Annotated in this window: 14 protein-coding genes and 2 tRNA genes; 8 read left to right on the plus strand and 8 right to left on the minus strand. The window is 34.0% G+C overall.

Annotation, left to right across the window (positions count from 1 at the left end; genetic code table 11):
- Positions 1–473 precede the first annotated feature (473 nt).
- From OO775_RS09775 to OO775_RS09785, 3 genes are read left to right on the plus strand one after another with little or no spacing between them, the layout of a single operon-like run.
- Entirely contained in the window at positions 474–1,901 is a 1,428-nt protein-coding gene (locus tag OO775_RS09775; protein ID WP_309297250.1) for an MATE family efflux transporter, read from the plus strand.
- 17 nt (positions 1,902–1,918) lie between these two features.
- A complete protein-coding gene (locus tag OO775_RS09780) occupies positions 1,919–2,146 on the plus strand; it encodes a DUF8828 family protein (RefSeq protein ID WP_264846901.1) in 228 nt (75 codons plus the stop codon).
- Entirely contained in the window at positions 2,146–2,718 is a 573-nt protein-coding gene (locus OO775_RS09785) for a phosphatase PAP2 family protein (protein WP_264846902.1), read from the plus strand. Before OO775_RS09780 ends, OO775_RS09785 begins: the two co-directional genes overlap by 1 nt.
- A gap of 95 nt (positions 2,719–2,813) precedes the next feature.
- On the opposite strand, the gene OO775_RS09790 is transcribed toward OO775_RS09785, so the two are convergent.
- The 5 genes from OO775_RS09790 to OO775_RS09810 form a co-directional block, all read right to left on the minus strand.
- Positions 2,814–3,542 (minus strand): response regulator transcription factor, encoded by a 729-nt coding sequence (locus tag OO775_RS09790; RefSeq protein ID WP_264846903.1) that lies wholly within the window; start codon positions 3,540–3,542, stop codon positions 2,814–2,816.
- A gap of 20 nt (positions 3,543–3,562) precedes the next feature.
- Positions 3,563–5,158, minus strand: a complete 1,596-nt coding sequence (locus OO775_RS09795; protein ID WP_264846904.1) for a sensor histidine kinase — start codon at positions 5,156–5,158, stop codon at positions 3,563–3,565.
- Between the two features lie 69 nt (positions 5,159–5,227).
- Positions 5,228–5,827, minus strand: coding sequence for a dephospho-CoA kinase (gene coaE, locus OO775_RS09800; RefSeq protein WP_264846905.1), 600 nt, complete (start codon positions 5,825–5,827; stop codon positions 5,228–5,230).
- Positions 5,824–6,750 carry a YbbR-like domain-containing protein gene (locus tag OO775_RS09805; RefSeq protein WP_264846906.1) on the minus strand — a complete coding sequence of 309 codons (927 nt, stop codon included), beginning with the start codon at positions 6,748–6,750 and terminating at the stop codon, positions 5,824–5,826. The genes coaE and OO775_RS09805 overlap by 4 nt, the downstream gene beginning before the upstream one ends.
- A gap of 8 nt (positions 6,751–6,758) precedes the next feature.
- Positions 6,759–7,754 (minus strand): glycosyltransferase family 2 protein, encoded by a 996-nt coding sequence (locus OO775_RS09810; protein ID WP_264846964.1) that lies wholly within the window; start codon positions 7,752–7,754, stop codon positions 6,759–6,761.
- A 94-nt stretch (positions 7,755–7,848) separates the two neighbouring features.
- On the opposite strand from OO775_RS09810, the gene OO775_RS09815 reads away from it, so the two are divergent.
- Positions 7,849–8,343: a metallophosphoesterase family protein gene (locus OO775_RS09815; RefSeq protein WP_264846907.1), complete on the plus strand. Its 495-nt coding sequence runs from the start codon at positions 7,849–7,851 to the stop codon at positions 8,341–8,343.
- Between the two features lie 70 nt (positions 8,344–8,413).
- Here the strand turns inward: OO775_RS09815 and OO775_RS09820 are convergent, their stop codons facing one another.
- Positions 8,414–9,658: a DUF1444 family protein gene (locus tag OO775_RS09820; protein ID WP_264846908.1), complete on the minus strand. Its 1,245-nt coding sequence runs from the start codon at positions 9,656–9,658 to the stop codon at positions 8,414–8,416.
- Between the two features lie 177 nt (positions 9,659–9,835).
- Here OO775_RS09820 and OO775_RS09825 point away from each other — a divergent pair, with 177 nt between their 5' ends.
- The 4 genes from OO775_RS09825 (at position 9,836) to rocD (ending at position 14,965) form a co-directional block, all read left to right on the plus strand.
- Complete coding sequence (locus OO775_RS09825) at positions 9,836–11,974, plus strand: S46 family peptidase (protein ID WP_264846909.1); 2,139 nt, start codon at positions 9,836–9,838, stop codon at positions 11,972–11,974.
- A 442-nt stretch (positions 11,975–12,416) separates the two neighbouring features.
- Entirely contained in the window at positions 12,417–12,908 is a 492-nt protein-coding gene (locus OO775_RS09830) for a hypothetical protein (protein ID WP_264846910.1), read from the plus strand.
- 39 nt (positions 12,909–12,947) lie between these two features.
- Positions 12,948–13,538, plus strand: coding sequence for a hypothetical protein (locus OO775_RS09835; RefSeq protein WP_264846911.1), 591 nt, complete (start codon positions 12,948–12,950; stop codon positions 13,536–13,538).
- 185 nt (positions 13,539–13,723) lie between these two features.
- The gene (gene rocD, locus OO775_RS09840; RefSeq protein ID WP_264846912.1) at positions 13,724–14,965 is read left to right on the plus strand and encodes an ornithine--oxo-acid transaminase; all 1,242 of its coding nucleotides are present in this window, start codon (positions 13,724–13,726) and stop codon (positions 14,963–14,965) included.
- Positions 14,966–15,058: 93 nt separating this feature from the next.
- Here the strand turns inward: rocD and OO775_RS09845 are convergent.
- Positions 15,059–15,133, minus strand: a tRNA-Pro gene (locus OO775_RS09845).
- 37 nt (positions 15,134–15,170) lie between these two features.
- Positions 15,171–15,244 (minus strand) — tRNA-Arg (locus OO775_RS09850).
- Positions 15,245–15,282: the final 38 nt, after the last annotated feature.

Below are 15,282 nucleotides of genomic sequence, written 5' to 3' on the forward strand. Positions count from 1 at the left end.
ATTACGGATATACAATTAATTTTTTGTAAGAATTATCATTTGCAAAACTTTTTCTTAGATTTTTTCTATTTTTTGCTACTCCAACCCTAAAACAATTTTTTTCACTTAACTATACTGTTCCGACCCCAAAATAGTACTTTTTATCCACTTGACTATGATGTTCCGACCCCGAAACAATACTTTTTACCTACTTGACTATGATATTCCGACCCCGAAATAGTACTTTTTATCCACTTGACTATGATGTTCCGACCCCGAAACAATACTTTTTATCCACTTGACTATGATGTTCCTACCCCGAAACAATACTTTTTATCCACTTAACTATCCTATCGGTACCCCCCGACAGCACTTTTTACCTACTTAACTATCCTATCTGAATATTCAGATAATAAAATAAAAAATTTTAGCTAATAATAACATTACTATCTACAAACGAAAAATGCTGTTAAACATATTTTTTCAAAAATAATTTGATTGATTTATCAAAAAATAGTAACTTCGCACTTTGTTTTCTACGTATGAACTTAAAACCCTATACCAAAGAATTTCGATATAATTTACACTTAGCTACCCCTGTTATCTTAGGTATGCTTGGGCATACACTGGTCGGATTTATAGACAATGCCATGGTAGGAAAATTGGGTACAACTGAGCTAGCAGCAGTTGCACTTGGTAATAGTATTATATTCTTAGTTATGGTTTTAGGAATCGGTTTTTCTACCGCTATAACTCCCTTTACAGCTGAGGCTTATAGTGCTAATGACGTCAAACAAAAAAAATCAATCTTAAAACACGGATTATTTTCGTGTAGTATGTTGTCTATTTTGCTTTTGCCTATATTATTTTTTGCAGAAGACATAATGCATGCCACAAAACAAGACCAAGAGGTAATCAATCTGGCACTTCCTTATGTACAATGGGTTGCTATATCGCTTATTCCTCTGATGGTTTTCCAAGCATTAAAACAATTCTCTGACGGGCTCTCGCTGACCAAATACCCAATGTATGTAACCATTATTGGTAATGTTGTCAATGTTATATTGAATTATTTATTCATTTACGGAACGTTTGGGTGTCCCAAACTGGGAGTTTTAGGAGCTGCGGTAGGTACGCTTGCCTCTCGATTTATTATGCCATTTTTACTTTGGTTTATTTTGATAAAAAATCCGAAAACACAGCTGTATTTCATAGGGGTACATTGGAGAAAAATTCATTGGAAACCCATCAAAAAACTCATCTATATTGGTGTTCCTTCGGCTTTGCAAATGATTTCAGAAGCAGGTGTTTTTATTGCTGCAACTTGGATAAGTGGTGCATTGGGCAAAAACTATCAAGCATCAAACCAAATAGCCCTAAGTTTGGCGAGTTTGACTTTTATCATTGCATCTGGACTTAGTATAGTGGCTATGATACGTGTAAGCAATTTCAAAGGATTGAACGACTATATTAACCTGCGAAGAGTAGCTATCTCGGTTTTTTTATTCACCTTATTGTGTCAAATTACCCTTGCATTAGCATACGTAACGTTTCGAGAATGGATTCCTGCTATCTTTTTAGACACCAATGATATTTCTTCTGCCCAAGATATTACTTTTGTGATAGAAAATGCAAAAAAACTACTTCTGATAGCTGGTATTTTCCAAATATCAGACGGCTTACAGGTGGTCGCTTTGGGAGCTCTTCGAGGGTTTCAAGATGTAAAAATTCCTATGATTATTAGCCTAATTGCCTATTGGATTATTTGTTTCCCAATTAGTTATTACTTAGGTCTTTATACAACTTTGAATACAATGGGTATCTGGATCGGATTATTAGTAGGTCTAACAGTTGCTGCTATTTTATTAACAGCACGATTTTTACATATCAGTAAAAAAATGATTCGTTTAAATCATTCTTAAATTATAAAAAAATTATTATGAGTACTTTTCCTAAATTTTTGCTCGGTGATAATACCGATTATCCTGATGCTATCTTTGTCATTCATACCGAATTTCCTCGTTTTATCATCAATCTCACTACCGATGAGGTTGAATGGTTAGAAGATTTTGATACCGAAGACGAAAAAGAACTTGAAAACGAAGCTCAAAATCTCATAGAACAAGCCAATAGTTTTTATGATAGAGAAATAAGTCGCTACGAATAATGTTAGAAAAAATAAACTATATAGACCAGCAATGGCTTTTGTATCTCAACGGATTAGGGTCGCCTCTATGGGATAATTTCTGGATAACTATAACCAACAAATGGACTTCTATTCCGTTGTATGCCCTACTTCTTATTCTTTGTTTGTATTACAAAAAATGGAAGCAAACACTTCTTATTTTACTATTCGTAGCACTACTGATAACCTGCACAGACCAACTTGCCAATGTTTTCAAATACGGATTTGAACGCCTTAGACCTTGTCATAATCCTCTTATAAATACCGATTTGCGACTTTTCTACTGCGGAGGCAAGTTCGGATATTTTTCAGCACACGCAGCAAGTTCTTTTGCCATAGCTTTATTTTTTAGTTTACTTCTAAAAAATAATATCCGCTGGATTACATACCTTTTATTTGTTTGGGCAAGTATTGTAAGTTATAGTCGTATTTATCTGGGGGTTCATTACCCTTTTGATGTAATAACAGGTATCATTATTGGTTGTTTATTAGCTATTATTTTCTATCAAATTTGGAAAATTCTTTACACAAAAAATATTTCTAATCTGACATAAAGATAAACAGGATAATGTTTGCATAATATAATAAAAAAAACCGCCTCTGTGGGCGGTTTTTGCACATAATCAAATGTCGTTTTTATCCAAGTGAATTATGCTTCTTCTATTTCTTCATCTTCTCTACCTGTCAAAAGACGGAAACCTTCTCCATGTATATTCACAATTTCTACTCTTTCATCTTTTTTGAGATATTTACGCAATTTGGCTATATATACATCCATACTTCTTGATGTGAAATAATTATCATCTTTCCATATCTTGTTCAGAGCCAATTCTCGCGACATCAAATCATTCTCATGTAGAGCAAGTAAGCGTAATAATTCGTTTTCTTTGGGCGAAAGTTTGAAAGGTTCTTCATCTTTGTATTTTAAGAAACGAAGTTTTGAATTCAAGAAGAAATCACCTATTTGGAATTCAAATTTTTTGCTATCTATTACGGTATCAAGCGATTTGCGTTGTAAGATAGCACGGATTTTCATAAGCAATACTTCTGAATCAAAAGGTTTGTTCAAATAGTCATCTGCACCTGCTTTGTATCCTTTGATAACATCTTCACGCATAGTACGTGCTGTCAAGAAGATGATTGGAATTTTTTCATTTTTTTCACGGATTTCTTTAGCAAGTGTAAAGCCGTCTTTGTAAGGCATCATAACGTCCAAAATGCACAAATCATAAGGGTCTTTACGGAATTTTTCAAAACCTTCCATTCCGTTTTTAGCCAATGTAACGTCAAATCCGCTCATAGCTAAATAATCTTTCAATACAGTCCCAAAGTTCGGGTCATCTTCTACTAATAAAATTCTCTTATTGGTTGCTTCCATTTTTTTAAATTTTTATAAAATTAAATAATTAGTGGTATCTTTATAAAGAATGTACTTCCTTTTCCTTTTTCACTTTCGGCATACACTTCGCCTTGGTGTGCTTGAACAATACTTTTTACATAAGCAAGTCCTAAACCATGTCCTTTAACATTGTGTAAGTCTCCGGTGTTCTCGCGGTAAAATTTTTCAAAAACTTTCTTTAAAACCGCTTTACTCATTCCTGCCCCTCTGTCCTGAATCTTGATAACTATCTTATTATTAACTACTTCGGTATAGATATCAATTTTCAAGATTTCGGGCGAATATTTTATAGCATTTTCCAAAATATTAACCAAAACATTGGTAAAATGCGATTCATTAGCCAATATATCTGAGTTTTCAGCATTCAGATGTGTTGTAATACTTCCTCCTCTATCATCAACCATAAGTTGCACGTGCATAACGGCATTCTCAATAAGTTCGTGAGCATCAAGAGGTTCTTTGTCAATATCTAACTGATTTTTTTCTAATTTAGATATTCGCAATATATTTTCAACCTGTGCATGCATTCGTTTGTTTTCATCACGAAGCATTTTCATATATACTTTTATACGTTCGGGGTCTTGATTTACCTGCGGATTTTTCATTGCATCGAGTGCTAAATTGATCGTTGCAATTGGTGTTTTGAACTCGTGCGTCATATTGTTAATGAAATCCGTTTTCATTTCCGAAATTTGCTTTTGTGTTCGTAATTGAATAAGTGTTCGTGCAAAAACCCAAATGATAATTGCTGTAAAAATAGATGCCCAAACTGCCATTATCAGAACAGAAGAGAGCAAATATCGTTGCTGATTTGGGAAATTGACCACCAATTCGTAACGCGTAGCTCCTTGGTCATTACGAAACAACGGAACACTATAAAGTTTGCCCAATTCAGGATTAAAATCTATTGATTTGACATTCGAAATAATACCTTTTTCGGAAATTGTTTTATCATATACGGCATATTCAAATTGCAAATCAATACCTCTGTTTAAAAGTTCTTGTTCAAGCAAAAGTTCTATTTCGGCTCCACTAATTCTATCTATCAAAGGCAATTTGACAGACACCTCACGGAATAATTCTTCAAACATTACTTTGTCAAAAGAACCAATTCGCTCCATTTTTTCAGTTGATTTGGTTGATGACCATTGACGTCCATCTATCATTGACTTTCCTGCAAGTGTACGAGAGGTTTGTTTGCTAATATAATTGCGAATACGCGTAGTATCATCACCCGGTAAGTCAAAGAGCTTCGAAGGCAAGGTGTAATCTTCTTCCAAAACACCATGTTTGTAAATAAACGTTTCTTTTGTATTTTTATTCTCTTGTACAAAAATCAAATCACGTATTTGAGAAGATTTCAGTGTTCCTACACTATCTTTTCCTCTAAGTTCAACAAAACGATTTACATATTTGTTCATTTCTTTTTTTTCAATAGATTCAGATACAGAATTTAGCATCTGCCACATTGAGAGAGAAAAAGTTTCTTCTTTGTCATCAATGGCACTTTTCACCCAATTCACTTGGATAAAAATAAGACCAGCCAATGCAATAAGCATTAAAATAAGGACGAAAATATAACTTCTTTTTTTCATCGCTCCAAAGGTACAACGTTTTTTTTAACAATCTTGTTTATTTAACTTATGTTTAACTAAAAAGTTAATTTAATGCGTTTTCTCTAATATTTTAAGTATTTTAAAATGGATTTCTCGGACTTTATCTAAATTTTTGCATATTTCTCGATTTTCGATAACAAAATTTGAATATTTGACAAGTTCTGCGTCTGTCCATTGATTTTTTATTCGTTTTTCTATCATTTCTTTATCAATTTTATCACGGAGCATTACTCTCTCTATTCGTACATTAACAGGAGCTACTACACTGATTATCAAATCACAATCTCGGTACGAACCACTTTCAAACAAAATAGCACTTTCTTTTATAACATACTGAGCCGATTGTTTGGCAACCCAATGTTGAAAATCTCGCTGAACCGCTGGATGGATAATTGCATTGAGTTGTTGCAGTTTTTGTGCATCAGTAAAAACAATTGAAGCTATGTATTTGCTATTGTATTTCTCTTGCTCGAAAGCTTTTTCACCAAATAGAGTTACAATTTGCTGACGAATATCTTTATTTGTTTCTATCAGTTGTTTAGAGGCTGTATCGGCTATATATATAGGTATTGCAAACTGCGAAGCAAAAATCTGAGCAATGGTTGTCTTTCCGCTTCCAATACCACCAGTAAGTCCTACTATCATCATTTTTGTATTAAAAACTCTATTTTTTTTGTATCAAATGTTATTCGTGTTCCTTTGGGAGCTTTATAAACTTCAAGAGGTATCCAATTTTCTTGGTGTTTCACATAATCTGCAATAATAACAACATCGGTTTCTTCAAGAGATTGTAAAATGTTAATATCTCCTGATACAATAATTTTTACTTTGTTAGGAAAAAAATGAATTTTCTTATTCGTTGGAGCGTGCAATATTTCGACCGATTTGACCATTTCTTGCTCACTTACTCGTATAACATCTGTTTTTATTTGTATTTGTTTGATATCATAATGCAGTTTCTTCGTATTTTTTAAAGATATTTTTTCCGTAAAAGATTTTTTAACATTGATTTTAGGAGGTAAATTCAGATACAATCCCGTGATACTATCCAAATCTGCCGAAAGCCCATGTAAGGTAACAGCACTTGGGGTTATCACAATTTCAGATACCTGATATTCTGTTTGAGTTTCAATAGGCATTTTGATAATAACGGGAACTTTTTTGTGAGCAAGTTTTTGAAAGCCAATTTTCAATGTATCGGGATAAATATTTTTTAAAGAAACATCGGGCATTACATTATAATCTATTAAATTGAGCGTACTTTTAGATAGCAAATAATTATCATTGCCAATATGTGATAATTGATTGATATCTAAAGTTATATTTTTTTTTGAAAGATTGTAATTCAACAGCGAAAACCCCGAACCTTCTATTACTGCATCTATGGTTTGTGTAGAATTAGGCGTTAGAAAAGACTCCAAAGGAAGATTTGCATAATGGACATTCAGTGTAATTCGTTCTGTATATTTGTTTGACAATTTGATACTTAACCACGTTAGAAAAGCTAATAATATACAGAACGATATTCCTATAAATTTTTCACTTCCTAATAATTTCAATTTCTTTTTCATAAACAATTTTATTTAAAAAACAAATGCGGAAAAAGTTCTTCGGGTGTTTTTTTGCTCCATTTGAGTTTTAAAGTAGAGCGTAAAAAACCTATTCCATAACTTACAAACTGAACAAATACTGCCCAAACCGACAAAAAACCTATTTTCAAACTTTTATTTAATCGAGTGCTATCAAACAATATCAGTATAAAATAAGACAAATACAAACACATTCCGCCTACATAACCAAAAAATAATCCGAAAATTGAAAAAAACAATCCGATAGTGAATACCAAAGGCAACCAATGTATCAATTTGCGATATTCTGGGTGCCAATAATTTAAAATAGGGCGAGTCTGTCCAAATTTGCTAACTTGCTTATAGAATTTTTCCCACGAAATACGGCGTTTGTGATATACAAAAGCCTCTGGAACAAAAGCGGTTTCAAAGCTCGCTTTCCATAGTCGAATGGTAAGGTCTGGGTCTTCACCAGGGTGTATTTTCCCGTATCCTGAGGTCGTTTCAAAGGCTTTTTTAGAAATACCCATATTGAAACTTCGAGGCTCAAAACGACTAAGACTATGTTGGCTACCGCGAATACCTCCGGTTGTAAAAAATGAAGTCATCGCATAATTAATTGCTTTTTGAATTACTGAAAAATCATCGGTAGCATCGTCTGCTCCTCCAAAACAATCCACATAGTGAGTTTGTAAAAAATCATCAACCGCCTCCAAATAATGTGGTGGAAGTAAGCAATCAGAATCTAATATAATAAAATAATCAGCTGAAATACAACGCATTGCGTAATTGCGTGAATCACCCGGACCTGAATTTTCTTTCCACAAATATACCAAAGGTAACTTCTCTTGAAATGAATCTACAATTTCTTTTGACGAAATACTCGACCCGTCTTCAACTATAACAATCTGATAATCAACTTGATACGTCTGATTTGTAATACTTTCTAACAATTCTTTGACCTCCTGTGGGCGATTATAAACTGGTACTATAATAGCATACTTTATCTCCATTGGACAAAGGTACAAAATAAAGTTAATTTAAAAACTTGATACTTTATTTATTATTCAAATTTTTTGTACTTTTGCGAAAAGCATTCCAATGAAAAAAATTATAGTACTATCTGACACTCATAATCATATTGATAATCATATGATTAAATATCTAAAACAAGCCGATGAGATATGGCACGCTGGCGATATAGGTAGTATTCATATTGTAGAACAATTACAACAAATAAAACCGCTTAGAGCAGTATATGGCAATATAGATGGAAAAGAAATTCGCTCACAACTTCCTGAAAACCTGTTTTTTACTTGCGAAGAAGTGCCTGTTTTTATGACTCACATTGGTGGATATCCTTCCCGATATGCAGCAGGAATTTTGGCTAAACTTCAAGAATTAAAACCCAAAATTTTCATTTGTGGGCATTCTCATATTTTAAAAATTATTTTTGATAAAAAACTTGGAATACTTCATCTGAACCCAGGAGCTGTGGGCAAATATGGAGCACACAAAGTGCGCACAATGCTTCGTTTTGAAATAAATAATACCGATATTAAGAATATGGAAATCATAGAGTTAGGTAACAATTAACAAAAAAACGTATCTTTTGATTGATACGGCACTCAACCTATAGCCTAACTATGATATATTTTATTAAAATTTAGTTCATTACTACAAAACCTTCATCTTGATGGAGTTCAAATAATTTGTCTGAAATAATATGGTTGCTATTAGCAAGTATTTCTTTTGACTTTTCTTTAAGTAGTTTGATACTTTCAGTTTCTTGACTACCTGTAACCATAAGCACACTACGTGAAGGAACTGCTACGACTATATTGCCTTGTACAGGGAAATTTTCCTTAGTCCAAACTTCTGGAATTAAAAGAAAACTTGCTTCAAAATTACCATCGGCTACCAACAAATAATAATTTTCTTCTTCTTGCAAACCTACTTCTATTTGATTTATCAAATTTTCAACTGAAACTATTTTGAGTTCTTCTCGCGACAAATTCATTTGTTGCAATTCAGGTTCGGTCAAGTAACGAAAAGCATCTTGACCATTCACAGCGTAAATAACAAAAAGTTCTGTATTTATAGGGTCGTAAAGCACTTGTGCCCCTTCTATATTGTTCAATTGCTCAATGAATTTCCTATCTTTAACCAATGGAAGTATCTGTTCATTGGTCGGTATATCGTCAATTTGTTGGGCAGCAACTTCTTTGGAAGTTATGGCTGCGGTCACATATCGGTCTAATATTTCGTCCAATGCGCTAGTCCAGTTCATATATTCAGCATAAGCGTTGTCTAAAAAAGTGGTAGTTTCAACTCCTGCAAGTGTCCAACGAACTTCCAAACCTTCTACAAAAGTAATATCAATAGCCGTATTTTGCTTTTGCAATTTTTCTACGAAAAGACGCGAAAAATCAGAAACATATTGCAAACTTTGTCCTACTTTGTGAAGAAAATCACGCATTTGGGGATTGAATTCACCTTCGCTTCGAAGCAAAAACTCGGTTACAAGCACGCCATTTTCTTCATTTTTGGCTGTTGTAAAGTGATATTGTATTTCATTTTCTCCTAAGAATGATTTTCCTATATACTGGTCAGAAATAAAAGGTTCATCAAGAGGTTCAAATCCTTCTTCTTGATATTCTTGATAGAAATCAAGTTTTAAATCTTCAAAAAAAGCTTGATTTATGTGTGCTTGTTCTTGGTCTTTGTAAGTTATGATAGTTAGTATTGATTTTCCATTGGGTGATTTTGCCTGAAAACGATCAATATACGATACTTCCCACTCTTCGGGTAATTCTATTGTTGCTACATTACTAAGCCAATATCGTTTGTAAATATCAAGTACTGGAGCAGAAATTGTTTTTTTCTTCTTAAATAAATCAAATATTCCCATTATATATTTTTTTAGATACCTTTGAAAAGGCAAATATAAGAATATTTTTTATATAAATTGTTATGTTTAAATTATTTTCTTTCAAAAAATGTTAATTTATGGTATGTCAATATAATTTTATTTTGTCAAATTTATTTTTATGCCTAATTTTACGCCTCAAATTAAAATTTTTATCCAATGAAAAAAATAATTTTATCACTCTTGGTATCGCTATTATTGATGCCATCAATGGTTCGTGCCGATGAAGGAATGTGGTTTCTAATGTTTATCAAGCGACTCAATGAGCGTGATATGCAGAAACAAGGATTGCAATTAACTGCGGAAGAAATTTACAGTATCAATAACCATAGTCTCAAAGATGCTATTGTACAATTCAACGGAGGTTGTACCGCGAGTATTATTTCGCCCAACGGACTGGTACTTACTAATCATCACTGTGGATATGGAAAAATAGCTGAACTTTCTTCACCTGAAAACAACTACCTTCGTGATGGTTTTTGGGCAAAAAATTATAATGAAGAATTAAAAACTCAATCGCTTTACGTACGTTTTTTTGTTCGTATGGACAATGTTACCGACCGAATGCTCGCTGTGGTTACTGACCAAATGACCGAAAAAGAACGTGAAGCAGCACTAAATAAAGAAATTGCTAAAATTGAAAAAGAAAATAACGAAAATGGTAAATATGTAGTTTCAGTACGTTCTTTTTTTCAAGGAAATGAATTTTATTATTTTGTATACCAAGATTTTAAAGATGTGCGCTTAGTGGGTACACCTGAGGAAAGTATTGGCAAATTTGGAGGTGATACCGACAATTGGGAATGGCCGAGACAAACAGGTGATTTCTGCCTTTTCCGTGTTTATACAGACAAAGACGGAAATGCCGCCGAATATGCACCAGATAATATCCCGATGAAAGCAAAAAAACATTTGCCAATAAGCATTAAAGGTGCGAAAGAAAATGATTTTGCTATGATTTTGGGTTATCCTGGGCGTACCAATCGTTGGCAATCGTCTTTCTGGGTTGAACAAAATGTAAAATATGCATATCCTGCTTGGGTTGAAGGCTCTAAAACAGCAATGGACGCTATGAAAGCTCATATGGACATAGATGCTTCCATTCGCTTAAAATATGCTTCCAGATATGCAGGACTTGCTAATTATTGGAAAAACAGACAAGGTATGATTGAAGCCCTTACTGCACACAAAACTGCCGAAGTAAAACGAGCATATGAGCAAAAATTTGCAAAATGGGCAAATAAAAAGAAAAATAAAACCGAATATGGCCATGTTTTGAATTCTTTGAAAGAATATTTTGACAAAACCAACCTACAATCGGCTGATACTAATTATTTGATTGCGTTACTTCGTGGTTCTACTTTTGCGGGATTTCCTGTCGGAACGTTAAAAAAATATGTACAAATGTCTGATAAAGAACAGGCTGATTTTTTCAATCAATTAGATGATTATTTTGCAAAAACTTTTGAAGGGATACATCTTCCTGTTGAAAAAGATATTTTAACGGCCAATTTAAAATTGTACGCTACAAAAGCACAAAATCTTCCTGATTATATCAAACAAATCAATCAGAAATATAACAGCGATTTCAAAACCTATGTAGATGATATTTTTAACAAAAGTTTTTTAGTTTCGCATCAAAAGATAAATCAATTTTTGCAAAATCCGAATGCAGAAGTTTTAGAAAATGACCCTCTTTTTCAACTTAGTGAAGCACTTTCTAAACATTATACAACAAAAACCGAAGAGCAAATTCGTTTAGAAGACCAATACGCTCGAGCTTATCGTGCTTATGTAAGAGGTTTACGAGTTTCCAAAGTGAGCAATATCCGCTACCCCGATGCCAACTCTACCTTGCGTCTTACTTACGGAAGTGTAAAATCACTACCTGTTGACAAGCGCAATGCAGATGTAACAATAAATAATTATACAACTTTCAAATCATTGATTGCTAAGTACAAACCCAATGACCCCGAATTTGATATGCCCAAACGTATGATTGAAATGTATGAAAAAAATGACTTTGGACGTTATTTAGACAAAGATGGCACAATGCACGTCAATTTTTTAACAAATAATGATATTACTGGCGGAAATTCTGGATCTTCTGTACTTAATGCCAAAGGAGAAATCATTGGGCTTGCTTTTGATGGAAATATAGAAGCTATGGCTGGCGATGTTATTTTCGACCCTGCACTTCAACGTACTATCAATGTCGATATTCGATATGTCCTTTGGTTAATAGACAAATATGCACAAGCCAAACATATTGTTGATGAAATGACAATCGCACAATAAACAATATTAAAATCTGTTTTATTATTAAATTCTTTTATTTGACCTTCTAACGAAAAATTTAGAAGGTCTTTTCGTTTAATAAATTCCTGTTTTTCGCAAAAAATAATTATTTTCAATGAGTTATTTATATAGTTTTTTTTATGAAATTTAAAAGTAGATTTTTAACAATTTTAAAAATATCATAACCAAATTTTATACTACATATAGAAAAAATCTATACAAAAAAATATGAAAAATTATTTTTTTATGTTTATTTGCACCCAAAATAAAAAAGATGAAAAGATACTTAATTTTTTCAAGTTTGCTCTTTGTTACAATAGCATGTAACAAAGATGCAGAGACAGGAAACACCAACGAATAAGCAACAGCTTTTTCTGAGAGTGTCAAAGATGGAAGGTATCACTTTTCTTCAAGAGAAAGTTTGGCTGAACTCTTGGAAAAAATGAAAGACGATGAAACATTGTTAGAAAAAACAATGAAAGAATTGTACAAGAAAGGGTTTCGACCACTATCACCTGTCGGAGATATTGACAACGACCCTGTGCTGAATATGTATCTTCCTTTGGTTGGTAATGTACAGTTTTCTCCTGCCGATTTGACTTCGGAGAGTACAGCAAAATGGGTATATCAAAAGGGAATAGACTTTCTTAAAAGTCATAATAGTGGAAGCCAACCTTTTGTTGCTCAACGTGAATTATTTCCTTCAAGAGAATTGGAAGTTATGTACCTTAATATCTTCAAACAAAAACAAGGTGATAATAGTGTCCACAAATATTTCCAACAAGATTTTGGCGGACAAATAGGTTTTGTATTTAATTCAGGGACTAAACATTCTGGAAAACCAGACGCCATAGTTCCCCTGTCTGACGAATTAAAAGTAAAACAAATGAAAGCTAACTTTTATGGTATGGCTCGTAGAGGAAATACATGGTAAGGTGTAAGACTTGTATTTTGATATTAAACTTAAAGTTTTATGAAAAAAGTATATATTATTATATTGTTACTTTTATGTACAAGTCTTACTTATGCACAAGAAAATAAACGATGGAGTTCCTATGCAGATATTGAAATTCTTTTTCCTAATAAGGAAAAAACAGAATATTCTTACAATAATGGAGATATTTCAAGGATTGCTTTTTCAAATAAAAGTAGAATACTCCTTGAAGATAAAGTAGCTTATGGCTTTAATTATTCATTTAATTACAGATTTTGGGGAGGGCTTAGTGTAGGAGCTGTTACAGGACTGAATTATTTACCTTTGCCACAAGCCTCTCTTACAGCAGTAAAACTTGGCGGACAGCTTCGTTATTCCTTTGAGGAGTACAACGCAGGATTATATTTGCAAATAGCAGGTTTTTTGCCTTTACGTAGTAATATAGAAGCAAACTTTGGCGAGGTTCGCTTGGGAATAATACCTATTTCGCAAGGAGAAGATTATAATTTTACCTTAGGACTCTTTACCTCATATATTTCATATCGGTTAAACAAACCTTTATTTTATGATCAAGTCCCAGATATTGTTAGTTATCGAGGTATTGGAGTTAATTTAGGAATACAGTTTTAGTTATGCTATTACTAACAATTTTTTTTAGTAAAGTTCAATCTTTAACTGCGGTGATTTGAAGTAAAATCTTTAAATGACCGCAGTTTTTTTGAATAAATTTATCAACTAAAAAATTTAAAAACTTTTATTAGGAAAAAAAATATTTTTCGTAATATTGCAAAACTTTAATTAAAAACCGGTCAAAAATGATAACAGAAAAACTATCATCTAAACAAGCAATGGAGCTTGAAGATAAATACGGAGCTCATAACTATCACCCACTGCCTGTGGTGCTCAGCAAAGGCGAAGGGGTCTATGTTTGGGATTTGGAAGGCAAAAAATATTTTGATTTTCTTTCGGCATATTCGGCTGTAAATCAAGGGCATTGCCACCCTCGTATCATCGAGGCGATGACCAAACAAGCTCAAACGCTGACCCTTACCTCACGTGCGTTTTATAACGACAAATTGGGGATTTACGAAAAATATATCACCGAATATTTCGGATTTGAGAAAATGCTACCGATGAACACGGGAGCTGAGGCGGTGGAAACGGCGATTAAGATATGCCGTAAATGGGCTTATGAACGAAAAAATATTCCTGAAAGCCAAGCGATTATTGTGGTTTGTGAGCAAAATTTTCACGGGCGAACCACTACGGTAGTTTCTTTCTCTTCGGACAAAAATGCTCGTAAAAACTTTGGACCTTACACACCTGGATTTGTTGCTATTCCGTACAATGATTTGGAGGCGTTGGAAACGTTTTTGAACGAAAATCCAAACATTGCAGGTTTTTTGGTGGAGCCGATACAAGGAGAAGCGGGGGTATATGTGCCTTCGGACGGATTTTTGAGCGGTGCGAAAGCCATTTGTGAGCGACATAATGTGTTATTTATCGCCGATGAAGTACAAACAGGCGTAGCTCGTACTGGAAAACGCTTGGCGGTAGACCACGAGAACGTAAAACCCGATATTTTGGTATTAGGAAAAGCGTTGAGCGGCGGCACGTATCCCGTGAGTGCGGTTCTTGCTGACGATGAGGTGATGCACGTTATCAAACCGGGGCAGCACGGAAGCACGTTTGGCGGAAATCCCGTAGCAGCAGCCGTAGCCATCGAAGCGTTGCAAGTTGTGAAAGATGAAAAATTGGCTGAAAACGCTCAGAAGATGGGTGAAACTTTCCGTAAGGAAGTCGGGGCGTATATCGAAACGTCTAATATTGCTACGTTGGTTCGTGGTAAAGGCTTGTTGAACGCTGTGGTCATCAACGATACGGAAGAAAGCGACACGGCGTGGAACATCTGTTTGCGTATGCGAGACAAAGGATTGTTAGCCAAGCCTACGCACGGAAATATTATCCGTTTTGCACCGCCGTTGGTCATCAACGAAAGCCAATTGAAAGAATGTATTGAGATAATTATCAATACCTTAAAAGAATTTGAAAGATAAAATTTACAAAATTAAAACCCCAAAGAATTAAATATATTCTTTGGGGTTTATAAAATGATAAAAATTTCTTTAATCTTTTAAAAAATGAATCTGTCGGGGTGGCAGGATTCGAACCTGCGACCTCCTGGTCCCAAACCAGGCGCGATAACCGGGCTACGCTACACCCCGAACTAATCTATATGAAGTATAATTTTCCAATAAAAAGTGATCACGACAGGATTCGAACCTGTGACCGTCTGCTTAGAAGGCAGATGCTCTATCCAGCTGAGCTACGTGACCCCATATGTATGACCTTTGTCGGGGTGGCAGGATTCGAA

Source organism: Capnocytophaga catalasegens (assembly GCF_026005215.1).
GTDB classification, from domain to species: domain Bacteria; phylum Bacteroidota; class Bacteroidia; order Flavobacteriales; family Flavobacteriaceae; genus Capnocytophaga; species Capnocytophaga catalasegens.

What these genes read in the sequence shown, in the direction of transcription:
- OO775_RS09790 (WP_264846903.1), bottom strand. Translation starts at nt 3,542, where the DNA reads ATGGAAGCAACCAATAAGAGAATTTTATTAGTAGAAGATGACCCGAAC.
- rocD (WP_264846912.1), top strand. Translation starts at nt 13,724, where the DNA reads ATGATAACAGAAAAACTATCATCTAAACAAGCAATGGAGCTTGAAGAT.
- OO775_RS09820 (WP_264846908.1), bottom strand. Translation starts at nt 9,658, where the DNA reads ATGGGAATATTTGATTTATTTAAGAAGAAAAAAACAATTTCTGCTCCA.
- OO775_RS09830 (WP_264846910.1), top strand. Translation starts at nt 12,417, where the DNA reads ATGAAAGACGATGAAACATTGTTAGAAAAAACAATGAAAGAATTGTAC.
- OO775_RS09825 (WP_264846909.1), top strand. Translation starts at nt 9,836, where the DNA reads ATGAAAAAAATAATTTTATCACTCTTGGTATCGCTATTATTGATGCCA.
- OO775_RS09815 (WP_264846907.1), top strand. Translation starts at nt 7,849, where the DNA reads ATGAAAAAAATTATAGTACTATCTGACACTCATAATCATATTGATAAT.
- OO775_RS09805 (WP_264846906.1), bottom strand. Translation starts at nt 6,750, where the DNA reads ATGAAAAAGAAATTGAAATTATTAGGAAGTGAAAAATTTATAGGAATA.
- OO775_RS09835 (WP_264846911.1), top strand. Translation starts at nt 12,948, where the DNA reads ATGAAAAAAGTATATATTATTATATTGTTACTTTTATGTACAAGTCTT.
- OO775_RS09795 (WP_264846904.1), bottom strand. Translation starts at nt 5,158, where the DNA reads ATGAAAAAAAGAAGTTATATTTTCGTCCTTATTTTAATGCTTATTGCA.
- coaE (WP_264846905.1), bottom strand. Translation starts at nt 5,827, where the DNA reads ATGATGATAGTAGGACTTACTGGTGGTATTGGAAGCGGAAAGACAACC.
- OO775_RS09785 (WP_264846902.1), top strand. Translation starts at nt 2,146, where the DNA reads ATGTTAGAAAAAATAAACTATATAGACCAGCAATGGCTTTTGTATCTC.
- OO775_RS09780 (WP_264846901.1), top strand. Translation starts at nt 1,919, where the DNA reads ATGAGTACTTTTCCTAAATTTTTGCTCGGTGATAATACCGATTATCCT.